Here is a 25922-nt window from a genome sequence, read left to right on the forward strand (position 1 = left end):
GGTCACCGTGGTCAACCAGAAGGCCGGCGACATCTACCGCTACATGAACTTCGACCAGATCGAGCAGTTCCGCCAGCTGGCCGATACCGTCAAGCTGCCCGCCTAACAGAACAGGCAGCGCCGCAAGACCAGCCCCCGCCGGGAAACCGGCGGGGGCTTTTGCTTGCTCGGGGGAATCAGCCCAGATGCTGCACCCTTTTTAATCATTCCGCCGGCAGAGTGGTTTCGGATTAGGCAGGACCGCCCGCATGGCCTGCCGGGAAATCGCGTGAATACGCCATTTCCGACTTGGCATCCTGCTTGCTTAAAGGAAAGGGCGAATGGTTTGAGCCGTCGGGACGATGGTCCGGCGGCTCCCATTTCCCAGACGCTCAACGAAGAGTCGTTCGGGGCAGATCGGATTTGAGCAGCGGAAGCAACGATGCTTCCCGCTGCGGAAGGAACAAAGGCGTTCCAGAACCGGATTCAGGCCGTCAGGCCGGATCGAGTTCTGGGCGCCTTTTTTGCTTTTGGAAGGACAAGGCTCATGAACGCAGTTTCACGTCAGCGGCTGGTGGTGGTGGGCAACGGCATGGCGGGCATGCGCACCGTCGAGGAATTGCTGGCCCGTGCGCCCGTTCGTTACGACATCACCGTCTTCGGTGCCGAGCCCCACCCGAACTACAACCGCATCATGCTGTCTTCGGTTCTGGCCGGCGAAAAGGACCTGGACGAAATCGTCATCAATCCGCGCTCGTGGTACGACGAGAACGGCATCACCCTTCATACCGGCGATGCCGTCGTCGCCATCGACCGCACAGCCAAGACCGTCACCTCGGCCTCGGGCCGGGTGGTTCCCTATGACAAGCTGCTGCTGGCCACCGGCTCAAACCCGCTGATGCCGCCCCTGCCCGGCCTGGACCTGCCGGGCGTGGTCTCCTTCCGCGACATCGCCGATGTCGAAGCCATGCTGAAAGCGGCCCAGGCCGGGCAGCGCGCGGTGGTCATCGGCGGCGGTCTGCTGGGGCTGGAAGCGGCCTGGGGCCTGAAGCGCCAGGGCATGCCGGTGGCGCTGGTCCATCTGATGCCGACCCTGATGGAGCGGCAGTTGGACGTCGAGGCCGGGACGCTGCTGCAACGCGACCTGACCGAGCGCGGCCTGCATTTCTTCACCAGCGGCCAGACCGAACAGATCCTGGGCACCGACAAGGTGGAAGGCATCCGCTTGGCCGATGGCCGCGAAGTTCCCGCCGACCTGGTGGTCGTGGCCATCGGCATCCGCCCCAATGTCGCCCTGGCCAAGCAAGCCGGACTGGATGTCAATCGCGGCATCCGCGTCGGTGACGACATGGCGACCAGCGACGGCGACATCTATGCCATCGGCGAATGCGTCGAGCATAACGGGCAGGTCTTCGGCCTCGTCGCGCCGATCTGGGAACAGGCCAAGGTCTGCGCCGCCCGGCTGGCGGGCGACCAGAAGGCCGCCTATGCCACGCCGCCGCTTTCCACCCGGCTGAAGATCACCGGCATCGACGTCTTCTCGGCCGGCCTGCTGACCGCCGAGGACGAGTTGGACAGCGAGGTCGTCTACCGCGACGCCGCCAAGGGCATCTACAAGAAACTGGTGATCCGCGAGGACAAGGTGGTCGGCGCCGTCCTCTATGGCGATGTCGCCGACGGCGCGTGGTATTTCGACCTGATGCGCCAGGGCAAGGACATTGCCGCCTTCCGCGACCGCATCATCTTCGGCCAGGCCTATGCCGACGGCCCCGGTGGCAACAGCGGGCTGGATGTCGCCGCCATGTCCGACGATACCCAGGTCTGCGGCTGCAACGGCGTGTCGAAATGCGACATCGTCTCGGCCATCACCAGCAAGGGCCTGACCAGCCTCGACGACGTCCGCGCCCATACCAAGGCCTCGGCCTCCTGCGGGCAATGCACGAATGTTGTGCAGGCAATCCTCAGCCATGTCACCGGCGCCGATGCGGCTGTGGCCGAGGCCATGTGCAAATGCACCGAGCACGGCCATGCCCATGTCCGCAAGGCCATCGTCGAGCAGGGGCTGAAGAGCCAGGCCGAAGTGCGCGAAGCCCTGGGATGGAAGACCGAGGACGGTTGCGCCAAATGCCGCCCCGCCCTGAACTATTACCTGCTTTGCGCCTGGCCGGGCGAATATGTGGACGACCAGCAGAGCCGCTTCATCAACGAGCGCGTCCACGGCAACATCCAGAAGGACGGCACCTATTCCGTCGTGCCCCGCATGTGGGGCGGCGTCACCACGGCGGCCGAGCTGCGCGCCATCGCCGATGTGGCCGAGAAGTTCCAGATTCCCACCGTCAAGGTGACCGGCGGCCAGCGCATCGATTTGCTGGGCGTGAAGAAGGAGGACCTGCCCGCGGTCTGGGCGGACCTGAACGCCGCCGGAATGGTTTCGGGCCATGCCTATGCCAAGGGCCTGCGCACGGTGAAGACCTGCGTGGGATCGGAATGGTGCCGCTTCGGTACCCAGGATTCCACCGGGCTGGGCATCAAGCTCGAACGTATGACCTGGGGCTCGTGGACGCCGCACAAATTCAAAATGGCGGTCTCGGGCTGCCCGCGGAACTGCGCGGAAGCCACCATCAAGGATTTCGGCGTGATCTGCGTCGATGCCGGCTACGACCTCGTGGTCGGCGGCAATGGCGGCATCCATCTGCGCGGCACCGATCACCTCTGCCAAGTCAAGACCGAGGAAGAGGTGCTGGAATATGCCGGGGCCTTCATGCAGCTCTACCGCGAGGACGCTTGGTATCTGGAACGCACCGCGCCGTGGATCGAGCGGGTCGGGCTGGATTACGTCAAGCGCCGCCTGATCGACGATGAAGCCGGGCGCAAGGACCTTTATGCCCGCTTCCTGCACTCGCAGACCTTCGCGCAGAACGATCCCTGGGCCGAACGCGTCCAAGGCTCGGAAGCACACGAATTCAAGTCTCTGGCCATGGTGGGGTGAGAACGATGATGGACTGGATCGAAATCGGCAGCCTGGACGACATCCCGCCGCGCGGCGCCCGCACCGTGGAAAGCCATCTGGGCCAGATCGCAGTGTTCCGCACCGCCAAGGACGAAGTCTTCGCCCTGATCAACAAATGCCCGCATAGCGGCGGCCCGCTCTCGGAAGGCATCGTCTCGGGCCGCAAGGTGACCTGCCCGCTGCACAACTGGGTCATCGACCTGGGCACCGGCGAGGCCGACGGCCCCGATGAAGGCTGCACCAATGTCATCCCGGTGCGCCAGGAAGGCCGCCGCCTGCTGCTGGGCCTGGACGCGCACAGGAAAGCCGCCGTCGCCTGAAGTCTCGTATCGTCGTCTGGAGGAACCGTCATGGCTGACTGCGTACGCACGACCTGCCCCTATTGCGGCACCGGTTGCGGCGTTATCGCCGAACGGCGCGAGGAGGACTGGACCGTGCGCGGCGACCCGGACCATCCCGCCAATCACGGCCGCCTCTGCTCGAAAGGGACGGCCCTGGCCGATACCCTGGCCCTGGACACCCGCCTGCTTCACCCCATGGTGGACGGCCGCCGGGTGGACTGGCCCCATGCCATCCGGGAAACCGCGAGCCGCATCCGCTCGGTCATCGACCGGCACGGGCCGGATTCCTTCGCCTTCTACCTGTCCGGGCAATTGCTGACCGAGGATTATTACGCCGCCAACAAGCTGGCCAAGGGCTTCCTCGGCACCGCCAATGTGGACACCAATTCCCGCCTCTGCATGGCCTCGACCGTGGCCGGCCATCGCCGCGCCTTCGGCTCCGACACCGTGCCGGGCTGCTATGAGGACCTGGAACTGGCCGATCTGGTGGTTCTGGTCGGCTCGAACCTCGCTTGGTGCCATCCGGTGCTGTTCCAGCGCCTGAAGGCGGCGCGCGAGGAACGCGGCACCCGCGTGGTGGTGATCGACCCCCGCCGCACCGATAGCTGCGACATCGCCGATCTGCATCTGCCCCTGGCGCCCGGATCGGACGTCGCCCTGTTCAACGGCCTGCTGGTTCATTGCGAACAGGCCGGCGTGCTGGATGCGGATTTCCTGGCCGAACACACCAACGGCTTCGGGGAGTCCCTGAATGCCGCCCGCGCCGATGCCGCCCAAGTCGCCCAGGCCACGGGGCTGGATGAAAACGACATCGCCCGCTTCTATGCCCTGTTCGCCTCCACCGACAAGGTGGTGACGGTGTTCAGCCAGGGCGTCAACCAATCCTCCGCCGGCACCGACAAGGTCAATTCCATCCTCAACATTCACCTCGCCACCGGCCGGATCGGCCGGCCCGGCATGGGGCCGTTCTCGGTGACCGGCCAGCCCAATGCCATGGGCGGACGCGAGGTCGGCGGCCTGGCAAACCAGCTTGCCGCCCATATGGGCTTCGATCCGGAAAGCGTGGACCGCGTGCGGCGCTTCTGGAACGCCCCGAACATGGCGACCCGGGAAGGGCTGAAGGCCATCGACCTGTTCCGCGCCATGGACGAAGGCAAGGTCAAGGCGGTCTGGATCATGGGCACCAATCCCGCCGTCAGCCTGCCAGAATCAGAACTGGTGCGGCGCGCCTTGGCGAAATGCCCTGTGGTGATCGTCTCCGATTGCGTGGCCGAGAACGATACCCTGCGCTTCGCCCATATCAAGCTGCCGGCCCTGGCCTGGGGCGAGAAGGACGGCATGGTCACCAATTCCGACCGTACCGTCTCGCGCCAGCGCCCCTTCCTGCCCGCCCCCGGCGAGGCCCGCGCCGATTGGTGGGCCCTGGCCGAAGTGGCCCGCGCCCTCGGCCATGGTGCCGCCTTCGACTGGAGCGGTCCGGAAGCGGTGTTCCGCGAATATGCAAGCCTCACGGCCTTCGAGAATGACGGCAGCCGCGACCTCGATCTCGGCCCCACGGCGGCAATGGATTATGACGCCCTTGTCCCCTTCCAATGGGGCCGCAAGCGCATGTTCGGCGATGGCCGCTTCTACCATCCCGACCGCCGCGCCAAGCTGGTGCCGGTGCGCTTCCGCCCGCCCCGGGACAAGGTTGACGACGTCTATCCCCTGCGCCTGAACACCGGCCGCTACCGCGACCAGTGGCATACCATGACCCGCACCGGCCTGTCGGCGCGCCTGGCCGGCCATCGCTCGGAACCCCTGCTCGACATCCATCCCGCCGATGCCGAACGGGCCGGGCTGCGGGACGGCAGACTGGCGCGCATCACCAGCCGCCTGGGCGAATGCATCATCCGCGTCCGCGTCACCGGCGACCAGCCGGAAGGCCAGGTCTTCCTGCCCATCCACTGGAACGACAGCTTCGCCGCCCGGGCCGTGGTGGGACGGCTGGTGGCGGCGCATCCCGACCCGGTTTCGGGCCAGCCGGAACTGAAGCATATGCCGGTGGCGGCGACGCCTTTCGCCACCTCCTGGGCCGGTGTGCTGATCTGCCGCGACCTGCCGGAACTGGGCGATATCCCGTGGTGGTCGCGCCATGCCTCGGCAGGCTCGCAGGTGGTGGAATTGGCCGGAAATTCGGCGGATCAGGTGAAATCTCTGCTCGCCGACCTGGACGGCATCGAAGGACTCACCCGCCTGGAGGTCGAGGACAAAGGCCGCCGCTTGGGGCGCTATGCCTGGCTGAAGGGCGACAGCCTCGTCGCCGCCCTCTATGTGGAGCCCGACCGCCCCGGCCTTGCCCGAAGCTGGGTCGCCGGACAGATCGCAAGCAGCCTGGATGCCCCCGCCGCGCGCGCCGCTCTCCTGGCCGGACAAGCCCCAACCGGACAGGCCGACCAGGGCCGCATCGTCTGCGCCTGCTTCTCCGTCGGGCTGAACACCATCGAAGGCGCGATCCGCGACCAGCGGCTGACCAGCGCCGCCGAGATCGGCGCCGCCCTTCAGGCCGGAACCGGCTGCGGGTCCTGCATTCCCGAACTCAAGGCCCTGCTGCACGTGCAGAACATGAAGGCCGAGAAGGCGCCGAGTGCCGCGGCGTGACCCCAGAAAGAGTTGAAGGTTAGAAAATGAATTTGAAAGAGTTCAAGAAGGCCGGGCACTGGCCGACCCTGCTGGCCGCCTTCCTGTATTTCGACGTCAGCTTCATGGCCTGGGTCACGCTGGGGCCGCTTGCCGTCTATATCGCCCAGGACCTGAACATCCCCTATGGCGAGCAATTCACCATGGTCGCCATTCCGATCCTGGCGGGCGCCATCCTGCGCGTTCCCATGGGCATCTTCTGCGACCATTTCGGCGCCAAGGTCACCGGCTCGGTGGCGCAGCTGATCGTCATCGCCGCCGTTGCCTATACCTGGCTGGTCGGCCTGAATTCCCCCTTTGAAATCCACATGCTGGGCGTGGTGCTGGGGCTGGGCGGCGCCTCCTTCGCCGTGGCCCTGCCCCAGGCCAGCAAATGGTATCCGCCGCAATATCAGGGGATCGTGCTGGGTATCGCCGGGGCGGGCAACATGGGCGTGGTGCTCGACGCCCTGTTCATCCCCACCTTGGCCGAGCATTACGGCTGGCGCGTCGCTATCGGTTCGCTGCTGGTGCCGCTGGTTCCCACCTTCCTGTTCTACGTCATGGCCTCGAAGGAAGCGCCCGTGCCGCGCAACCCGGTGACCTGGGCCAAGTACAAGGCCGTCTTCGCCGACCGCGACAGCTGGTGGTTCATGTTCTTCTATTTCATCACCTTCGGCGGCTTCGTCGGGCTGGCGAACTCGCTGCCGCTGTATTTCACCATTCAGTATCATGTGTCGGGCGTGACGGCGGGGCTGATGGTGGCGATCATCGTGATGTTCGGTTCCTGCTTCCGGCCCATCGGCGGCTATGTGGCCGACCGCATCGGCGGCATCCGCACCCTGCTGGTCCTGTTCGCCGTGGTCAGCGCCACCTATCTGCTGATCTCCTTCCTGCCCGGCGGCGCGGCCCCGGCTTCGGGCGGCTGGTCGATGATGCAGATGCCCATGGAAGCCTGGATCGCCGTGCTGGTCTTTTCTGTCGGCGTGCTGTGCCTGGGCATGGGCAACGGCGCCGTCTTCCAGTTGATCCCCCAGCGTTTCCGGGGTGAGATGGGCGTCATGACGGGTCTGGTCGGCTGCATGGGTGGCATCGGCGGCTTCTTCCTGGCCAAGACCCTGGGCATGTCGAAGGAAATGACCGGTGAGTTCAGCCTGGGCTTCCTGTTCTTCAGCGTCATGGTGCTGGGCGGCTGGCTGGCCCTGCTCAGCCTCAAGACCCGCTGGCGCACCACCTGGGGAGCCGCCTCGGGCGCCCGCATCTGAGCATGACCGGAACGGCGGCCATGACCACCGGCGCTGACCTAAAGGTCAGCGCCGGGGTTTTCTCGGAGACCGGCAGGCGGCAGCGGAACGAGGATTTCGCCGCTTCCTGCCTGGGAACGGCCACCGAGCGGGCCCGGCAAGGCATCGTCGCGGCCATCGCCGACGGCATGGGCGGCGCCAGGGGCGGACGCGAGGCCGCCGAGCTGATGGTCCGCGGCTTCATCGACGGCTATTACGCCGATTCGGCGACTTTGGGAGTGCAGCGCTCGGCCTCGCGCATCCTCCAGCCCCTGAACAGCTGGATTCATACCCAGGGCCGCACCGATCCCTTGCTGGCAGGCATGGGCTGCACCTTCACCGCCCTGGTGCTGCGCGGCCGCACCGCCCATGTCATCCATGTCGGCGATACCCGCCTCTACCGCCTGAGCGGCGACCGTCTGCTGCGCCTGACCGAGGACCATTCCCTCAGGCAGCCGGGACTGAGCCATGTCCTGTACCGGGCCATCGGGATCGAGGAAACTGTGCGGCTGGATTACGCCGCTCATCCCGTCGCCGTGCATGACCGCTTCCTGCTCTGCTGCGACGGCATCCATGGCGTGCTGCCGGACGAGAAGATCGCCGACATCCTGCGCCGCCGTTCGGCCCCCGAAGACAGCGCCTATGAACTGGTCTCCGCCGCCCTGGAAGCAGGCAGCGACGACAATGTGACGGCCCTGGTGCTGGATGTGCTGGACCTGCCGCCCCTGGACCGGGACAGCATCGGGCGCAGCATCCTGACCCTGCCCATGATCCCGGTCCCCGCGCCCGGCGACAGGATCGACGGTTTCGTGCTGGGGAACGTCCTGTCCGAGGGCCGCTACAGCCGCCTGTTCATCGCCGAGGACGGCGTGGATGGCGGCAAGGTGGTGCTGAAATTCCCCCATCCCAGCGTGGCGACGGAGGCCACCTACAAGGCCGCCTTCATCCGCGAGGCTTGGGTCGCCGCCCGCGTCCGCAGCCCCTGGCTGGCCTCGGTGATCGAATTGCCCGAGGGACGGCAATCCTGCCTCTATACGGTCATGCCCTATTATGCGGGCGAGACGCTGGAACAGCGCCTGCGCCGCAAGCCGCGCCCCAGCCTGGAGGAAGGCCGCCAGATCGGCATCAAGCTGGGCAAGGCGGTGACGGCGCTGCACCGGGCAGGCATCATCCACCGCGACATCAAGCCCGACAATGTGATCCTGCAGGAGGATGGCGGGCTGAAGCTGCTGGATCTGGGCGTGGTGCGGATTCCGGGACTGGAGGATTTTCCTCAGACCGACGTGCCCGGAACGCCCAGCTACATGGCGCCCGAGATGTTCGCCGGGCAAGGCGGCAGCGAAACCTCCGACCTCTATGCCCTGGGCGCCACCCTGTACCGCCTTTACACCGGCCAATTCCCCCAAGGCGAGATCGAGCCCTTCAGCCACCCCCGCTTCAAGAAGGTTCCGTCCCTGGCCAGGCTGCGCCCCGACCTGCCGGCCTGGCTGGACGCCACCCTGGCCAAGGCCCTGGCCCTGGACCCCAAGGAACGGCATGGCGATGTGATGGAACTGGTCCTGGACCTGGAAGGCGGACCGACAGAGGCCCAGCCGGCCGACAGGCGGCGGCCGCCGCTCTATCACCGCAATCCGGTCCTGTTCTGGCAGGCCGTTTCAGGCGTCCTGTTCCTGGCGTTGCTGGCCTGCCTGATCGTGCATTAGCGCGCCTTCGCCCGTTTCCGGCACCACCAGGTCGACGACGAGGCCGGACACCGAAATCTCGACCGGCAGCAATCCCAGCGGGTCGCCGTCGGCCTGGACCGGCGTTCCGGCGGGGCCATTGATGACGATCCTTCTGCCCGGAACGATCCTGACATCGGGAAGTCTGCCCAGGCGGCCCAAGCCCAAGGCCAGGCCGTAGCGCAGCATGGACCAGGCCCCCGCCCGTTCCAGCAACACGGCATGAAGCATCTCGCCGCAGAGATCCGCATCCGGCGCGGCGCGGAAAGGCCCGCCATAGCATCGCGCCTTGCAGGCAACCACCATGCGGGCAGTGTAGGGCACACCGTCCACGATGACTTCAAGGGACGGGAAGCCATAGGACAGCGCCCTCCGGCAGGCTTCCAGTCCGTAGGCGAGCTTGCCCAGGCGGCGCTTCAAGTCCAGGTCGAGGCCATGCACCACCGCGGCATCCGCCCCGACGCTGGCCATCAGCACGAAATAGCGTCCCTGCGCCTCGCCCAGCCGGATTGTCCTCAGGCGCCCTTCCAGGACGGCCTTGGCCACCTTCCGCGGTGCGCAGGACAGGCGGATCTCGGCGGCAAGCACATTGGCCGTCCCCAGGGGCATGAAGGCCACGGGCAGCTTGCGGCGGGCCATCGCCAAGCCGTTGACCACCTCGTTGAGCGTTCCGTCCCCGCCTGCCGCGACGATCAGGTCGAAGCCCCGGTCACCGGCAGTACTTGCCGCCGTCTCGGCGTCGCCCCGTTGGGTCGTGGCGAACAATTCATAGCGGCAGCCGGCCCGGGCCAGCTCCTCCAGGAAAAGCTGCAACCTGCGCTGCCGACGCGCCCCGGCGGTGGGATTATAGACGACGAGCAGATGCCTGAAAGCCGGCCGCTGCCCTGCGGGAGAGAGTGTAGTCATTCTTTCTTCATAACCTGGAACGGGGGGAAATGAATGTGACGCAAGCATGAATTCAACATTTCACAGCGTCATAAATCCATAATTAGACTGAGCCGTAAAAATGTAAGAATAGCTTGAGAGGGCAGCGCAGGAGACCCTCTCATGACAGCAGATGTCCGACCTGCACATTACAGAACGGTGTGGATTTCAGACGTTCATCTCGGGACGAAAGGATGCCAGGCAGAATATCTTCTTGAGTTCCTGAAGGTTACCGAATGTGACTGTCTCTATCTGGTCGGCGATATCGTCGATGGCTGGCGCCTCAAGCGAAGCTGGTATTGGCCGCAGGCGCATAACGACGTTGTCCAGAAACTGCTGCGCAAGGCGCGCAAGGGCACGCGCCTGATCTATGTGCCCGGCAATCATGACGAATTCGCCCGCAACTTCGTCGGCAACGGCTTCGGCGCCGTCGAGTTGGTGCGGGAGGCGATCCATGTCACGGCGGACGGCAAGCGGCTTCTCGTCCTGCATGGCGACGATTTCGACGGCGTCGTCCTCTATGCGAAATGGCTCGCCGTCCTGGGCGACCAAGCCTACAGCCTGGCGCTGGTCCTGAACCGCTGGTTCAACTGGTGGCGCCGCCGCCTGGGCTACGGTTATTGGTCGCTTTCGGCCTTCCTGAAGCACAAGGTCAAGAACGCCGTCCAGTTCATCGGGAATTATGAGGAGACGGTCATGGAGGCCGCCCGCCAACGCCAGGTCGACGGGGTCATCTGCGGCCATATCCATCATGCCGTGATCCGCGAATGCGACGGCTTCGTCTACGCCAATTGCGGCGATTGGGTCGAAAGCTGCTCCGCCTTGGTCGAACACGCCGACGGCCGGCTGGAAGTCCTCTACTGGCCGCAACTGGTTTCCCAGATCCAGTCCGAAAGAATGGCCTTATGCGCATCGTGATCGTCACCGACGCCTGGGCCCCCCAGGTGAACGGTGTGGTGCGCACCCTCGGCGCACTCGTCGGGGAACTGCAACGGACAGGGCATGAGGTCGCGACGATCACGCCGCAGGACTTCAAGACCATGCCTTGCCCGACCTATCCGGAAATCCGCCTCTCTCTCTTCCCGCGGCGGAAACTCGCCCGCCTCATCGAGGCGGCACGGCCTTGCGCCATCCATATCGCCACCGAAGGGCCGCTCGGCTGGGCGGCACGGGCCTATTGCCTGCGCAAGGGCCTGCCCTTCACCACCGCCTATCACACGCGCTTCCCCGAATATGTCAGGGCCCGCTTCGGCATCCCACTGGCCGTGTCCTATGCGCTGATCCGGCGTTTCCATGCTTCCGCCGCGACCGTCATGGTGGCGACGGAAACGGTCGAGCGGGAAATCCACACCTGGGGCATCACCCGGACCAGCCGATGGACGCGGGGGGTCGATACCGATCTCTTCCGCCCGCATCCCCAGCAAGTCTACGACCTTCCCCGGCCGATCTTCCTGTATGTAGGCCGCTTGGCCGTCGAGAAGAATATCGAGGCCTTTCTCTCCCTCGACCTGCCCGGCTCGAAAGTCGTCGTCGGCGACGGCCCGCAGCGCCAGGACCTGGAACAGAAATACCCGGGCGTCCTGTTCACCGGGGCCAAGCAGGGGGCGGACCTGGCCGCGCATTACGCCGGGGCGGATGTCTTCGTCTTCCCCAGCCGCACGGACACTTTCGGCCTCGTCCTGCTCGAAGCCCTGGCCTGCGGCCTGCCTGTGGCGGCCTATCCCGTTCCCGGCCCTCTGGATGTCATCGGCAATGCCGAGGTCGGATGCCTGGACGAGGATCTGCGGCAGGCCGCCATGAAGGCGCTCGGGATCTCCCGCGAGGCCTGCCGCAGCTATGCGGACAATTTCTCATGGTCCGCCAGCGCTGCCCAATTCCTGGGAAATCTCAGCCCCTTCTCCGCCGAAGCCTCCTTCGCGCCCGCCGCCTGACCCGCTCCGCGCCTCTTGCCGGGCGAGGTAACATGGAGTACATATCATCATATTATAACAAGTTGACGCGGGATGGAGATGATCGAGCCTGCAGGACTGGACCGGCGCGGGCCGATGCCCCTGTATCACCAGATATTCTCGCAATTGCGGGCCGACATCTATCAGGGCCGCTACGAGGCCACCGGCCTTCTGGAAAGCGAGCAGGAGCTTGAGAACCGCTTCGCCGTTTCCCGCATCACCATCCGCCGGGCACTGGACGAACTGGAACGGCGCGGGCTGATCGACCGCAGCCGGGGACGGGCCACCCGCGTCCTGGCCGGGCCGAGCCAGCGCCCGGCCCCGGTCAGCCTGTCGGGGGAATTGAACAACGCCCTGGTCATCGGCCTCGGCACCGCCGTCTCCTTGCTCGACTATGCCACCATTCCCGCCCCGCAGGACGTGGCCCAGACCCTGGGCGTGCCGCGCGCGACGCCGCTCTTGTGGATCGAAAGGCTGCGCAGCCGCGATGGCGAACCCTTCTGCCATGTCGAGCTGCATCTGCCGCCCTGGGTCGCACCCCATGTCTCGCGCGAGGCCATGGAACGCAAGCCGATGCTGGACATCCTGACGGAAGCCAGCTTCACCTTGCATCACGGCACGCAATCCCTGTCCGCCACCGCCGCGGATGCCCGGCTTGCCCACCTGCTCCGCACCACCGAGGGCGCTCCGCTCCTGCGGCTCGAACGGGTGGTGCGGGAAGAAAGCGGGCGTGCCCTGGAACTGGTTTCCATCCGTTTTCCCGCCGACAGCTTCCGTTACGTGATGGAGCTGACCCCTGCCGTCAGTTCAGCGATGCCGAGAGTGGAAGCATGAGGCGATATTTTCCCGAGGGGATGGGGACCATGCTGGTCTTCTCCCTCATCGGCGGCCTAGTCTTCGCGCTGGCGGGCCTGCCGGCACCCTGGCTTCTGGGCCCGCTGGCGGCGACCGTCGCGGTTTCCCTGTCCGGCATCCGCCAGGCCTTTCCGACCTGGATGCAAACCGGCGTCCTGCTGATGATCGGCATCAATGTGGGCGGCGCTCTGACACCGGAAAGCCTCGCCCAGGCAGCCAACTGGCTGCCCAGCATCCTGGGCATGATGGCGGCCTTGTTCGGTTCCCTGGTCATCGGCGCGGTCTTCCTCACCCGCGTCGGGCACTTTACCGGCGATACCGCCTTTTTCGCCGCCTTTCCGGGGCATCTCGCCATGGTCCTGGCCACCGCCGCGGAAAGCCGGGCGGCCATGGGCAGCGTCGCCACGGCGCAGAGCCTGCGCCTGACCATGCTCGTCGTCGCCATTCCCACCCTGCTTTACATCACGACGCCGGGCGGCGGCGTGGTCGAGCGCAGCCTGCCCGATCCCCTGTCGGTCGCGGTCGCCATGACCGCAGGCATCGCTGGCTGGCTGCTGGCCCGGCGCTTCAACCTTCCCGCCCCGCCCTTAATGGGAACCATCCTCGGATCGGGCGCGGCCTCCCTGGCCGGTTTCTCCATCGGCCCGCTGCCCGAGATCGTCGAGGCCGGCCTGCTGCTGGCGGTCGGCGGCATGATCGGCGCCCGCTTCTACGGCTCCTCGGCCCGGCTCCTGGCCGCCGCCCTGCCCGTCTGCCTGGCGAGCGTGCTGCTGGCCCTGCTGACGACGGCCGCCATCGCCCTGCCGCTCAGCCATGTCACCGGCCTTCCCTTCGGCCAATTGCTCATGGCCTATGCGCCGGGGGGCGCGGATGTCATGCCCCTGCTTGCCATGTCGCTGGGCTACGATCCCGCCTTCGTCGGCGTCCATCATAGCGTGCGCCTGGTGGTCACCGCCCTGGCCCTGCCGCTACTGGCCCGGCGCTATTTGCAGTAAGCGGCCTTTTCACCCGGATCGCGCGATGCTATCTGTAAGGGATGTTTGGACTTTTCAGCCTTTTCGGCCGTTCCCGCGACATCCAGCTTCTGGACGCATCGCTGCGTGACGTGGGCCTGCATCCGCGCCTGGTTCCCGACGCGGTGAAGATCACCACCATGAAGCTGCTGAAGGAAGCCTGCGCGGGCAATCCCGATCCCGCCGCGACGGCGCGGGCCGCCGAGGTCCTGGCCTATTGCATGCTGGGCTGGCAGAGCTTCGGCGACAGCAACGATCCCCATCTGTCGGAAACGGTGCGTCAACGCATCGACACGGCGACCGAGGAAGGCGACAGCCTGGACGCCCGGCTGGTCATGCTCACCCTGCAGGCCGGGGTGATCCAGCCCAGTGTCATCGACCGGCACGGGCTGGAAATCACCTGAGGCAGAGCGGCGTCTCTTCCCCGGCCGTCTGGGGCCAATCCTGTTCCACCTTCTCATCCTCGGGCTGTTGCTCGCCCCGGGTCACGGAATAGCACACCAGACACCATCCCACCGTCGCCAGGACCCGGTCCTTGACCAGACGCTGGCGTGTCTGTCGGCCACAGCAGGGGCAGTAGGCGGTCTCGATACTGTTCATGGTCCATCAGGCCTTTTCGAATGTTGGCGCCATAATGCTCGGGACCCGTTTCAGTTCCGCGACGGCATGGTGAAACTTTGGTGATTCCACGGAAGGAGTGGCAGACGGGACGACAGAGGGTTACGAGCGTCCTATATAGGGAACCGAACGTAAGAGGTTTCGCATGGATGTTTCATCGACGCCGGCCGCCCTCGACGAGCGGCGGCTGCGCCCGCTTGATCCAAGCAAGGCGCCGCGCGGACGCGGTTTCCTGCCCTGGATGTGGTTCGCGATCAGGCCCTACCGGCTGACTTTCTTCATCATCTCGGCGGTCATGACCTTGCGCCATACGGTGGCGGCTGCCATTCCGCTGTTCTTTTCCTATTTCGTCGGCGTGGTGGCGGCGAACGAGATGGGATTCGGCGGCGCCGTGATGACCGCCCTGCCCTATCTGGCGATCTTCATCCTGTTCCTGGGAAGCGTGGCGGTTCTGCTGCCCCAACTGATCATGACCGACCTGGCGACACGCGGCCTGGGCATGTATGCCCTGGACCGCATGATCGCCATGGACACCGCCTGGCACGAGGACAAGGCTAGCGGGGCTAAGGGACAGAAGATCAACAAGGGCCGCGAATCCTTCAAGATCCTGCTCGACACCTTCTTCTGGGCGCTGCTTTCCCAGATCGGCCTGTTCCTGTCGCTGGGCGCGTCAATCGCTGTGCTGGACGTGCCGGGGATCTTCTATCTTCTCTATCTGCTGTTCGGCGTTTCCTATTTCGCCCTCGCCGTCCTGACCCTGCCGCATCTGCGCAAGCGCTACGACCGCTTCTATGCGGCGGTCGAGGTCCTGTTCGCCAATGTCTACGACTTCCTGTCTTCGGTGACGACCATCAAGATCTTCACCCTGGAACGGCCGATCCTGCACCGCGCCCGCCATGTCGAACTGAACGGGCACGAGGCGGGACGGCAGCTGTTCCGTTTCCAGGGCCTGCGCTGGATGGGGCTGAACCTGGCGGCGGGCTTCTGGATCATCGCCATCTTCCTGGTCGCGCTGCAACAGGCCACCACGGGCGCCATGCCGCTGGAGGCCTTCACCCTGGTGCTGATGTTCACCGTCGGCGCCTGGATGCGCTTCGAATGGCTGGCTTACGAGCTGAATTCCCTGGTCGAGTCCTATGCCGGGTTCCGCCGCCTGACGGACACCCTGGCCGATGCCCGCGATGCGGCGGAGGCGCCGGACAACAAGACCGGCACGGTCTTCACCCCCCAGCGCGGCGACATCCAGCTCGACAAGCTCTGCTTCACCTACAAGACGGGCAACGACCCGGTGGTCACCGACCTGTCCCTGAGCATTTCGGCCGGTCAGAAGGTCGGGCTGGTGGGGCCCTCGGGAGCCGGGAAATCCACCTTGCTGAAACTGCTGCTGGCGCTCTATCCGGCCAGCTCGGGCAGCCTGAAAGTGGACGGGCGTTCGGTGGAGGGGCTGGACCTGCGCGCCTATCGCCGTGCCTTCGCGGTGATTCCGCAGGAACCGGCGATCTTCAACATGACCCTGCTCGACAATATCCGCTTCGCCCGGCCCGAGGCGACGGATGAGGAAGTCATCGCCGCCGCCCGCGCCGCCCATGCCCATGACTTCATCCAGTCCTATCCCGCCGGCTACCAGACCATCGCGGGCGAACGTGGCGTGGTCCTGTCGGGCGGCCAGCGCCAGCGCATCGCCATCGCCCGCGCGGTGTTGCGCGACGCGCACATCGTCATCCTGGACGAAGCGACCAGCGCGCTGGATTCCGAGACCGAGCGCCTAGTGCAGGAAAGCCTGGATTCCCTGTTCAAGGACCGCACGGTGATCGCCATCGCCCACCGCCTGTCCACGCTGTCGCGGTTCGAAAGGATCGTGGTGATGGACCAGGGGCGCATCGTCGAAGACGGCTCGCACGACGACCTGATCCATAAGGCCGGTCTTTATGCCCGGCTATGGGGGTTGCAGGCCCGGGCGGCGGAGTAATCCTCCGCCCCCCTCCCTTCGCATTCCTAGTCCTGCGGTTTGACCGCATGCGCGGCGAGGAACCAGTCCACGCTACGCTGCACCCGTTCCTGGGCCTCTTCCCGCGTCGGCGGGCCGCGCAGGGCCAGCCTCTGCGCGATCCAGTCGGGGCCATGGCACCAGCTTGCGACCAGGGAATCGGCTGCCTTGTCCACATCCGGCAGGCGGATCATCCCCCGCTCGCAGGCCTGGCGGAGGATTCCCGTCACCGTTCCCAGGACCACCCCTGGGCCGCTTTCATAGAAGGCGGCGGCGATCTCGGGATGCGTCGCCGCCTCGGTGGCAAGAATCAGGTCCAGCCGCAGGACGTCCGGACTGCGAAGAAATAGTACGAAGGCGGTGCCATAGGTGATCAAGGCCCGGCGTAGATCGGCCGGCGGATCGGGCAGGTCCGCCAGAGCCTCAGCAAGGGTCTCCGTCCGGGAGCGTACGGACGCTGCGAACAGCCCGGCCTTGTCGCCGAAATGGGCATAGACCGTCATCTTCGACACCCCTGCCTCCGACGCGATCCTGTCGACCCGCGTCGCCGCGATTCCGTTCTCCAGGAACTGCCGGCATGCCGCGTCTAAAATAGCCTTGCGTTTTTCCTCATCCTTCGGCCGCCCCGGCCCCTGTTTGCGTCCTTGCTGTGCGGCCATATCGGATGGCATCACTCCTCCAATAATTCATGGACTCACGGGTACAATAATGATAATCCTGGACTCGCGAGTATAGCAATCTGCCCAGCGAAAGGCCAGGAAATGCGAATGCAACGAGCCGGCGTGACGGGGTCGCGTAAAATGGCGGCCCTTGCCTTTCTTGCAATCACAGCCACTACCACGGCTGCCATCGGCTATATCCATGTCTCGGCACGTAGCGCGGCCGAGAGCGAAGCCGCCATGCTGGCCCCGTCCCAACTGCCCGTCACCGTCCGGCCCGTGCATCTGGAACAGGGCTATCAGGTCGAGCGGTATTTCGTCGGGCTGGTCCAGCCGCGCCGGGCGGTCTCCCTGTCCTTCCAGACAGGCGGCGCGTTGCAGGAAGTCCTGGGCGAGATCGGCGACAGGGTCGAAGCCGGGGTGCCCCTGGCCCGCCTGGACCGGCGGCGCCTGGAAAGCCGCCAAGCGGAATTGGAGGCATCTCTGCGGCAGACGGAGGCCCATCTGGCCTTCGCCGAAACCGAAGCACGGCGGCAGGACGATCTCGCCCGCCGGGGCAATGCGTCGCAGCAGGCCCGCGACCAGGCCGGCAGCACCGCCCAGGCCCTGCGCGCGCAGCGGGATGCCCTGCAGGCGCAGCTGGAAAATGTGCGGATCGAACTGGCCGACAGCGAATTGCGCGCGCCGTTCAGCGGGCTCATCGCGGAAAGATTGCTCGATGAAGGCGCCGTCGTGGCAATCGGGCAGCCCGTCTTCCGCCTGATCGAACAGGATCGCGCCGAAGTCCATGTCGGCTTGCCCTCCGAACAGGCGCAGGCACTGCATCCTGGCGACGATATCGAACTGGCCTGGCGCGGTCGACGCCTGCCGGGAAAGCTGCGCGCCCTGGTGCCCGAGATATCGGGAAGCAGCCGCACCTTGATCGCCGTCGTGACCTTACCCCCGGAGGCGGAAATCGCCTCGGGCGAGGCGGTCGAGATGGTCAGGCGCGAATGGGTGGATGGCCCCGGCTTCTGGCTGCCCAGTCACGCCCTGGTCGCGGGCGAGCGCGGCTTATGGGCGGTACAGGTGGCCGTCTCCACCCCCGAAGGGCGGATGCAGGTGCGGCGCGCCGCCGTGGAAGTCCTGCATCAGAATGACAGCCGCGCTTTCGTGCGCGGCACGCTGAACGAAGGCGATCTGGTGCTGGTGGAGGGCCCCCACCGCGTCCCGCCCGGACGTTTCGTCGCACCGCAGATGGCTGCGGCACCCGGCCTGGAGCCCGTGCCATGACGGCCCTGCTGTTCAACCGCCGCATCCTCGCCCTGGCCCTGGGCTTCCTTCTGGTCCTCGGCCTGTCCGCGATCCAGACCCTGCCGCGCCTCGAAGACCCCCGCCTGATTCCCCGCCAGGCCACCATTCTGACCGCCTATCCCGGGGCCGATGCCCAACAGGTGGAAGCGCTGGTTTCCAAGCCTATCGAGGACGGCTTGCGCTCGCTGGCCGAGATCAGGACCCTCGCCTCGACCTCGCGCGCAGGCATGTCGGTGGTGAGCGTGACCCTGCGGGACGAGGTCTCCGAAGTCACCCCCGTATGGTCCCGCGTCCGGGACAAACTGAACGACATCGCCCCCACCCTGCCCGCCGAGGCCGGAATGCCGCAACTGGATGACGAGCGTGGCACCGCCTATACCCTGCTCGCCGCGCTGGTCTGGACCGCCGGGGGCGAACCCAACCACGTCATCATGCGCCGCTACGGCGAGGCGCTGGTGGACCGCTTCCGCAGCCAAGCCGGGGCCGAACATGTCCGCCTCTACGGCGCCCCCAGCGAACGGGTGGAAATCATCGTCGACCCCGCCTTGCTGGCGACGGCAGGGTTATCCAGCGAGGATGTGGCCCGGGCCCTGGCCGCCGCCGATGTCCGCAATCCCGCCGGCAGCATCGACGCCTCCACCACCCGGCTGACGGTCGATCTGGAGGGCAGCTTCGAGACTCTGGACCGTCTGCGCAATGTCACCGTGACCGGCAGCGACGGGCGGAGCCTGCGGCTGGGCGACCTGGCAGAGATCCGGCGCGGCACCGCCGATCCGCCCGAGGAACTGGCCCTTGCCGACGGGCAGCCCGCCGTCTTCGTCGGCACACGCATGGGACAGGAACAACGGGTCGATCTGTGGTCGGAACAGGCGCGGGCCGTGCTGGAGGACTTCGCCGGGCAATTGCCGCCCGGCCTGGAAGCCCGGCTGCTGTTCGATCAGGCGACCTATACGCAGAATCGCCTGGGCGAGGTAGCGAAGAGCCTGCTGCTGGGGCTGGTGATCGTGGTTGCCATCCTGCTGCTGACCATGGGATGGCGCTCGGCCCTGGTGGTGGGCGTGGCGCTGCCTGCGACGGCCTTGCTGACCCTGGGCCTGTTCCGCCTGGTCGGGCTGGACATCCACCAGATGAGCGTGATCGGCATGATCGTGGCGCTGGGCCTGATGGTCGATAACGCCATCGTCATGACCAATGCCATTCGCCAGGGACTGGCCGATGGCCAACCCGCCCGCCAAGCAGTGGGCGAGGCCTTGCGCCATCTGGCCTTGCCCTTGGCCGCCTCGACCATCACCACGGTCCTGGCCTTCATGCCCATCGTGCTGCTGCCCGGCGGCGCGGGCGAGTTCATCGGCCCGCTGGCAATGGCCGTGATCGTCGCGCTGGTCTCGTCCTATGCGGTGGCCTTGACCCTGGTCCCCGCCGTTGCACCGCTGCTCTTGTCGGACCATCGGCCGGTACTCGCCCCTCCCGCTCTGCCCGCCCGCCTGTTCCGCCGTCTCATCGCCCTGGCGGTGCGTCATCCCGTCACGGCCATGGCTGCTGCCTTCGCCCTACCCCTGATCGGCTTCGCCAGCCTGCCGACGGTCAAGGTGAGCTTCTTCCCGCCGGTCGATCGCGACCAGTTCCAGATGCAGCTCTACATGCCCGCCTCGACCGCCATCGAGGAAACCTCCCGCATCGCCCGGCAGATGGACGAGGTCCTGCGCCGGACAGAGGGCGTCCGCCGCGCCTATTGGACCATCGGGACCGGCGCGCCGATGATCTTTTACAACCAGCTCGGCGGCGAGGACGGCAACGCCGCCTATGCCCATGCCGTCATCGATACCGAGTCCATCGCGGCAACGGCGCGGCTGGTGCCGCAGCTTCAGCAGGAACTGGACCGGCTTTTCCCCCAGGCCCAGGTCGTCACCCGCAAATACGAGCAGGGACCGCCTTTCCATGCCCCCCTGGAATTGCGGATCTATGGCAGCGAACTGGACGAGTTGACCCGGCTGGGACAGGAAATCGCCGGGATCATGGGAAATATCCCGCAGGTCACGCATGTCCGCTCCCTCGTCCACCAGGATGCCGCCAAGCTGCGCCTGCATGTCCGCGAGGAGGAAGCGCGCCTCGTCGGCCTCGACCTGACCTCCGTCGCCCGTCAGATCGACGGGGCCCTGAGCGGACGAAACGGCGGCTTCCTGCTGGAGGAAACCCAGCGCATGCCGGTCGTCGTCCGCTTTCCCCAGCACTGGCGGCACAATCCGGACCGTCTGGCCGGGATGCCCCTGACCTCGGGCGGCCAGACGGCCTCGGGCATTCCCCTCGCCGCCCTGGCCGAGATGCGGATGGAGCCCGCCTGGAGCGGCATCCAGCGGCGTAACGGCGAACGCCTGCAAATCGTCCGCGGCTATCTGGAGGCCAATGCCTTGCCCTCGGTGGTGATGGCCCGCGTCGAGCAGGCCCTGGCGGAACAGGATTTCGTCCTTCCGCCCGGCTATCGCCTGGAATTGGGCGGCGAGGCCGAGGAACGCGGCCAGGCCGTCACCAAGCTGCTGTCCTCGGTCGCCATGCTGGTCCTGCTGATGGTCGCCACCATCGCCCTGACCTTCAACTCCTTCCGCCGCACCGCCATCGTCTTCCTGGCCGGAATACAATCCCTGGGGCTGGGATTGCTGACCCTGAAGCTGACCGGCCATCCCTTCAGCTTCGTCATCATCGTCGGCGTGATGGGTTTGATGGGGGTGGCAATCAATGCCACGATCATCATTCTCAGCGCCCTGGACGACAGCCCCGGCGCACGAAGCGGGAATGCCCAGGACGTGACCGCCGTGGTGACCGGCACCGTCTCGCGCCATATCTGGTCGACCACCCTGACCACCGTGGCCGGGCTGGTTCCCCTCATGCTGACGCCCGGCGACTTCTGGCCGCCTTTCGCCCAGGCCGTGGCCGGTGGGCTGGCCCTGTCCACCGTCATCGCCTTCATCTTCACTCCGGCGGCCTATGTCCTGTTGACCAGGGGGGAGGCGCAATCCTGGCAGCGGCTACAGAGTGCCACGCGGTAACAGGCCCGGGCGGCGGAAGAAACTAAGCCCCCCGCCGCCCCAGCGCCTGCATCTTCTCCAGCCAGTCCTGCCGCTTCCGGGCGCTTGCCTCGATCCTGCCGATCAGGCTTTCGCGTATCGGCGAGATACCGCAGAAGTTCAGGATGTTGCGTTCCAGGCTTTTCAGGCTATGCGCGCCGAAATACCAGCGATAGACGAAGGCCGGCATGCCCATGGTGACGACGACCCGCGCCGAGCGGCCCGTCAGCAGCTTTTCCATCCTGCCCTCGCGCCAGCCGCCGATCGCGAAGCCGGGACGGAAGGTCTGCTCCAAGAACCCCTTCAGCACGGCCGGCTTCGTGCCCAGCCATAGCGGATAAAAGATCACCAGATGCTGGGCCCAGGCGATGTCCTGCTGGCTGGCCGCGATATCGGGGGGCGGCTGGTCCCGGTCCCATTCGTCCTTGGTCCGTACCAGGGGAAAGGACAGTTCGGCCACCGGAACGAGGCGCGTCTCGTGCCCTCCTTCCGCCGCGCCGCGCGCATAGGCCTCGGCCAAAGCATGGCAGAAACAGCCGCCGCCCGGCGTCGGATGGCCCTGGATGATAACGATGCGCTTCTTCTGCATGGCCCGTCCCTATTTCCATATCATTTGGAGGGATAACGGGCGCGGAACGCAATGCGAAAGAAGCATGCTAGCCTCCTTTATCGCGCATGGCGTTCTTGTCCGGCTAAGAAGATCGCAGCCCTTTAGAAGCTGCTGCGGCTGCTCCTGGACAGTCTCTCTTGCCTGCCTACCCACGCCTACGAAAAGGCCAATATCCTGCCATCCTCTCAGTCAGGCGGGGGATATCGAAGCCATGATCCTCGACGGACGGACACTGCCCGATGGGATATTCTTCGCCGGAGATGTGGCGATCCTGGGCGCCGGCCCGGCCGGAATTACCCTGGCCCTCGAATTGATGGGAAAGGGGCTGAAAATCCTGCTGATCGAGGCAGGCGGACCCGACCAGCGCAACCGCGACCTGTCCTCCTTCCAGGGCGAGATACCGGAAAATTCCGCCCATCCCTCCCTCAACCTCTACCGCACCCAGGGACTGGGCGGAACTTCGACCATCTGGGGCGGGCGCTGCGTTCCCTTCGATCCGATCGATTTCGAGCCGCGCGCCCATATCCCGGACAGCGGCTGGCCCATCTCCTATGAAAGCATGTTACCCTGGTACGAACGGGCCATGTCCTATTGCGAGGCCGGTCCCTTCCGCTTCCGGGTCGAACAGGCCCTGGGCGAGAAAGCCGCGCCCATGGTCCCGGATTTCCATTCGCCGGACGTGCAGCAGCACGAATTGGAACGCTTCAGCTGCCCTACCGATTTCGGCCGGCGCTATGGGGCCCTGCTGCGCAAGGCGCCGGACATCACCACCATCCTTTGGGCCGCCTGCACCGCCATCGAACGCTCGCCCTCGGGCGAGGCGATCGAGGCCCTGACCCTGCGCACTCCCGCCGGGCGGCAATTCCAGGTGCGGGCACGCCATTACGTCCTTGCCACGGGCGGGCTGGAAACGCCCCGCCTGCTGCTGGCCAACAAGATCGGCGGCGACAATGTGGGCCGCTACTACATGTGCCATATCGAGGGCAAGGCGGCGACCGCCCGCTTCCGGCCCGGCAGCAAGATCGTCTTCGCCTACGAGCCCGACCGCCATGGAATCTATGTGCGGCGGGTCTTCTCCTTCCCGCCCGCCCTGCAACGCCAACTGGGCATGACCAACCTGATCCTGCGCTTCGAGCCGCCGGTCATCGCCGATCCCGGCCATGGCAGCCCGGTCCTCTCCGCCCTCTATCTCGCCCATAGCCTGATCCGGCCGGAATACGGCGTGAAGCTGGCGGCCCGCGGCTATCGCGACCAAGCCTCGAGATCCGCCGCCATCCGCATCGGGCGGCACGGCATGAACGTCCTGCGCGGCGCCCCGCAGCTTGCCTGTTTCGCCGTGGACTGGGCGCGGCGGCGCTGGCTGGCGCGGCGCAAGCTTCCCTATCTCGCCATCACCGCCCGGGACGGCACCTACAACCTCGATTACAATGCCGAACAGGTGCCGAACCCCGACAGCCGGGTCAGCCTGACCAACGAGCAATGCCCGCTCGGCCTGCCCCGGATCAGGGTGGACTGGCGCGTCAGCTCCATCGACCTGGACGGCGTCGTCACCGCCCACCGCCATCTCGCGGCCCGCATGGAAGAAAGCGGCATCGGCCAACTGACCGTGGACGAAGAAGCGATCCGCCACGCCTACAAACCCATGGGCGGGCATCATATCGGCACGGCCCGCATGGCCGAGGATTCCTCACGCGGGGTCGTCGACCGCAATTGCCGGGTCTTCGGCACGGAGAACCTGTACATCGCCGGCAGCGCGACCTTCCCCACTTCAAGCCACGCCAATCCGACGCTGACCATCGTCGCCATGGCAGCCCGGCTGGCAGGCCATCTTCAGGCAAAGGGAATGGCATGATGAACAACCAAAAAGAAGCTGTCCTTCTGCTGACCCACTTTCTGGACGACCACATCATCCAGCTTTACCGACGCATGGAGGCGGAAGCCGGTGCGCGGGATGTCTTCATCCTGTTCAACAAGTCCGACGACAACAATCCCGGCTATCCCGCCCCCTGGGACGCGCGCATCTTCGCCTTCGAGGAAGACGACCTGCACGACCTGGGCTATCCCATCAAGGGCCTGCATATCCGTGACGTGGACATCGAGTTGTTTCATTTCACCTTCCAGCGCAGGCATCCGGAATACGACACCATCTGGACGGTGGAATACGACGTGGACTTCACCGGCCGCTGGGGCGATTTCTTCGATGCTTTCGCGACGAACGACGCCGACCTGCTGGGCACCAGCATGCACCGGCTGGAGGTCAATCCCTTCTGGGCGAACTGGTCCAGCATCCGGGCACCGGACGGAACCCCGCCGCCATCCGAAACGCTGATCCGCGCCTTCCTGCCGCTCTGCCGCCTGTCCCGGCGGGCCTATGACCGGCTGGATGCCTTCTACCGCGAAGGCTGGCACGGACATTACGAATGCACCGTCCCCACCCTGCTGACCCGCGCCGGATTGCGCATCGAGGATATCGGCGGCAATGGAGAATTCGTCGCCCCCGGCAACCGCAACCGCTACTACACCAGCAATCCCGCCACCCGCGACCTGTCACCCGGCAGCTTCGTCTTCCGCCCGATCATGACCGCGCCGGGCAACCGCATGAACACCCTGTGGCATCCGGTCAAGCCGCCCATGACCGATTACGTGCATGGCTGGGACACCGGTCGGCTGGCCATGCTGAAACGCCGGATGCGGGCCCTGTCGCGCCGGGGCGTGGCACGGATGGGACGATGGATGCGGCGTTCTCCCCCCATCCCGCCCACCAGCATGGGCGGCCCGACCTGAGCGGCGTCAAGCGGTGTAAAGCCCGCCGATCCCGGCCGTCACATCCAAAGTGGCGCCGCTGATGTAGCGGGCTTCCTCCGAAGCGAGAAAAACCACCGCCGCCGCCACGTCTTCCGGCTCGACCCATGGAACGCGCTGGGGATGAAGGCGCGTCGCCGCCGCGACGAAGGCCGATTCCGGCAAGCCAGCCGGCAATTCATCGGGGATCATCGCCGCCTGCAAGGCAGGCGAACGGGCCATCACGGTATTGACCAGGGTGGGGCAAACGGCATTGACGGTGATCTGCTGCTCACCCCATTCCAGGGCGGCACATTTCACCAGACCGATCAGCCCCCATTTCGAGGCGTTGTATTGCGCGCCGAAGGGCGAGCCGATCCGCCCTTCGACCGAGGAGATGGCAATCATCCGCCCGCCTCCGCGCACCTGCATGTAAGGCAGGACCGCCCGCATCGAATTGGCGGCCCCGGTCAGGTTGACATCGATCACGTCCTGCCATTGGCGGTCGTTCATTTCTTCCAAGGTAACAGGCGCATTGATCCCGGCATTGGCGACCAGCACGTCGATACCGCCCAGTTGCTGCGCGGCGGAAGCGGCGGCCCGTTGCAAGGCCTGGAAATCCCGCACATCCCCAACCACACCCAGGAACCGGCGCTGCTGGGCAGCGACCAGATTGCCCGTTTCCTGCAGGTCCTGCGGACTGGCCGGAGGATAGGGCAGGATCGGACTGACGGGACCTGCGATGTCGAAGCCGACGACATCAGCGCCTTCCCTTGCACAAGCGACACAGATCGAACGGCCGATGCCCCGGGCCGCGCCGGTCACCAGCACCACTTGTTTTTCCAGCCGTCCGCGCGGCGCCGGCGCGCCGGGCGGCGCGGCCTGGGCGGCCGTGCTGAGGGGCGGCGGAGGCGCACAGCCCGCCGCCAGCCCCGCCAAAGCCGTCAGCCCCCCAGCCACCACGGCCCGGCGCGTGGGAGAAGGCGGCGTTTCCGGGACAGCCGGGGCCTCATGGCCGGATGCGCTCTTCGGCTCTCCCGCCTGCCCTTGCTTGTCCCCTTCTCCCATCGCTTCCTCCATCGCTGCGACCGGCTTTCCGACACGGTTAACAGGAGGAAGCGGCGATTGTGCGGATGCCGACCGGAAGCGCCTTATAAGGGCCCCGTCACGTCACCGATC

At 66.1% G+C, this 25922-nt stretch carries 20 protein-coding genes; 15 read left to right on the forward strand and 5 right to left on the reverse strand.

Annotated features, from left to right (window positions below):
• Positions 1–526 precede the first annotated feature (526 nt).
• The 5 genes from nirB to EPD66_RS20680 are packed head-to-tail and all read left to right on the forward strand — an operon-like array spanning position 527 to position 8974.
• Positions 527–2968 carry a nitrite reductase large subunit NirB gene (gene nirB / locus EPD66_RS20660; RefSeq protein WP_142850436.1) on the forward strand — a complete coding sequence of 814 codons (2442 nt, stop codon included), beginning with the start codon at positions 527–529 and terminating at the stop codon, positions 2966–2968.
• Positions 2969–2976: 8 nt separating this feature from the next.
• On the forward strand, positions 2977–3309 hold the full coding sequence (gene nirD / locus EPD66_RS20665; protein ID WP_370511908.1) for a nitrite reductase small subunit NirD: 333 nt from the start codon (positions 2977–2979) through the stop codon (positions 3307–3309).
• Positions 3310–3339: 30 nt separating this feature from the next.
• The gene (locus tag EPD66_RS20670) at positions 3340–5970 is read left to right on the forward strand and encodes a nitrate reductase (protein WP_142850438.1); all 2631 of its coding nucleotides are present in this window, start codon (positions 3340–3342) and stop codon (positions 5968–5970) included.
• 26 nt (positions 5971–5996) lie between these two features.
• Entirely contained in the window at positions 5997–7253 is a 1257-nt protein-coding gene (locus tag EPD66_RS20675; RefSeq protein ID WP_142850439.1) for a NarK/NasA family nitrate transporter, read from the forward strand.
• Between the two features lie 20 nt (positions 7254–7273).
• Positions 7274–8974: a bifunctional protein-serine/threonine kinase/phosphatase gene (locus EPD66_RS20680; RefSeq protein ID WP_142850440.1), complete on the forward strand. Its 1701-nt coding sequence runs from the start codon at positions 7274–7276 to the stop codon at positions 8972–8974.
• Here EPD66_RS20680 and EPD66_RS20685 read toward each other — a convergent pair.
• Complete coding sequence (locus EPD66_RS20685; RefSeq protein ID WP_142850441.1) at positions 8927–9898, reverse strand: diacylglycerol kinase family protein; 972 nt, start codon at positions 9896–9898, stop codon at positions 8927–8929. The genes EPD66_RS20680 and EPD66_RS20685 overlap by 48 nt on opposite strands.
• A gap of 141 nt (positions 9899–10039) precedes the next feature.
• Here EPD66_RS20685 and EPD66_RS20690 point away from each other — a divergent pair, with 141 nt between their 5' ends.
• The 5 genes from EPD66_RS20690 (at position 10040) to EPD66_RS20710 (ending at position 14137) form a co-directional block, all read left to right on the forward strand.
• Positions 10040–10834: a UDP-2,3-diacylglucosamine diphosphatase gene (locus EPD66_RS20690; RefSeq protein WP_142850442.1), complete on the forward strand. Its 795-nt coding sequence runs from the start codon at positions 10040–10042 to the stop codon at positions 10832–10834.
• Positions 10822–11847, forward strand: a complete 1026-nt coding sequence (locus EPD66_RS20695) for a glycosyltransferase family 1 protein (protein WP_142850443.1) — start codon at positions 10822–10824, stop codon at positions 11845–11847. Before EPD66_RS20690 ends, EPD66_RS20695 begins: the two co-directional genes overlap by 13 nt.
• A gap of 78 nt (positions 11848–11925) precedes the next feature.
• Entirely contained in the window at positions 11926–12699 is a 774-nt protein-coding gene (locus EPD66_RS20700) for a GntR family transcriptional regulator (protein WP_185961541.1), read from the forward strand.
• Between the two features lie 29 nt (positions 12700–12728).
• Entirely contained in the window at positions 12729–13715 is a 987-nt protein-coding gene (locus tag EPD66_RS20705; RefSeq protein WP_185961542.1) for an AbrB family transcriptional regulator, read from the forward strand.
• A 41-nt stretch (positions 13716–13756) separates the two neighbouring features.
• Complete coding sequence (locus tag EPD66_RS20710) at positions 13757–14137, forward strand: hypothetical protein (RefSeq protein WP_142850446.1); 381 nt, start codon at positions 13757–13759, stop codon at positions 14135–14137.
• Here the strand turns inward: EPD66_RS20710 and EPD66_RS20715 are convergent.
• Positions 14130–14333: a hypothetical protein gene (locus EPD66_RS20715; RefSeq protein ID WP_142850447.1), complete on the reverse strand. Its 204-nt coding sequence runs from the start codon at positions 14331–14333 to the stop codon at positions 14130–14132. The genes EPD66_RS20710 and EPD66_RS20715 overlap by 8 nt on opposite strands.
• 163 nt (positions 14334–14496) lie before the next feature.
• Between EPD66_RS20715 and EPD66_RS20720 the strand changes: the two genes are divergently transcribed.
• Positions 14497–16320 carry an ABC transporter ATP-binding protein gene (locus EPD66_RS20720; RefSeq protein WP_142850448.1) on the forward strand — a complete coding sequence of 608 codons (1824 nt, stop codon included), beginning with the start codon at positions 14497–14499 and terminating at the stop codon, positions 16318–16320.
• A 26-nt stretch (positions 16321–16346) separates the two neighbouring features.
• Here the strand turns inward: EPD66_RS20720 and EPD66_RS20725 are convergent, their stop codons facing one another.
• Complete coding sequence (locus EPD66_RS20725) at positions 16347–17009, reverse strand: TetR/AcrR family transcriptional regulator (protein ID WP_142850449.1); 663 nt, start codon at positions 17007–17009, stop codon at positions 16347–16349.
• Positions 17010–17105: 96 nt separating this feature from the next.
• Between EPD66_RS20725 and EPD66_RS20730 the strand changes: the two genes are divergently transcribed.
• Entirely contained in the window at positions 17106–18269 is a 1164-nt protein-coding gene (locus EPD66_RS20730; RefSeq protein WP_185961543.1) for an efflux RND transporter periplasmic adaptor subunit, read from the forward strand.
• Complete coding sequence (locus EPD66_RS20735; protein ID WP_142850451.1) at positions 18266–21334, forward strand: efflux RND transporter permease subunit; 3069 nt, start codon at positions 18266–18268, stop codon at positions 21332–21334. The genes EPD66_RS20730 and EPD66_RS20735 overlap by 4 nt, the downstream gene beginning before the upstream one ends.
• Positions 21335–21356: 22 nt before the next feature.
• Here EPD66_RS20735 and EPD66_RS20740 read toward each other — a convergent pair whose 3' ends face one another.
• Entirely contained in the window at positions 21357–21941 is a 585-nt protein-coding gene (locus EPD66_RS20740) for an NAD(P)H-dependent oxidoreductase (protein ID WP_142850452.1), read from the reverse strand.
• Between the two features lie 232 nt (positions 21942–22173).
• On the opposite strand from EPD66_RS20740, the gene EPD66_RS20745 reads away from it, so the two are divergent.
• Both EPD66_RS20745 and EPD66_RS20750 read left to right on the forward strand, forming a co-directional pair.
• Entirely contained in the window at positions 22174–23814 is a 1641-nt protein-coding gene (locus EPD66_RS20745) for a GMC oxidoreductase (RefSeq protein ID WP_185961544.1), read from the forward strand.
• Positions 23811–24746, forward strand: a complete 936-nt coding sequence (locus tag EPD66_RS20750) for a hypothetical protein (protein ID WP_142850454.1) — start codon at positions 23811–23813, stop codon at positions 24744–24746. Before EPD66_RS20745 ends, EPD66_RS20750 begins: the two co-directional genes overlap by 4 nt.
• A 6-nt stretch (positions 24747–24752) precedes the next feature.
• Here EPD66_RS20750 and EPD66_RS20755 read toward each other — a convergent pair whose 3' ends face one another.
• Complete coding sequence (locus EPD66_RS20755; protein ID WP_142850455.1) at positions 24753–25811, reverse strand: mycofactocin-coupled SDR family oxidoreductase; 1059 nt, start codon at positions 25809–25811, stop codon at positions 24753–24755.
• Positions 25812–25922 lie beyond the last annotated feature (111 nt).

It is taken from the genome of Telmatospirillum sp. J64-1 (genome assembly GCF_006980715.1).
In the GTDB taxonomy this organism is placed as follows: Bacteria; Pseudomonadota; Alphaproteobacteria; order Rhodospirillales; family Magnetospirillaceae; genus Oleiliquidispirillum; species Oleiliquidispirillum nitrogeniifigens.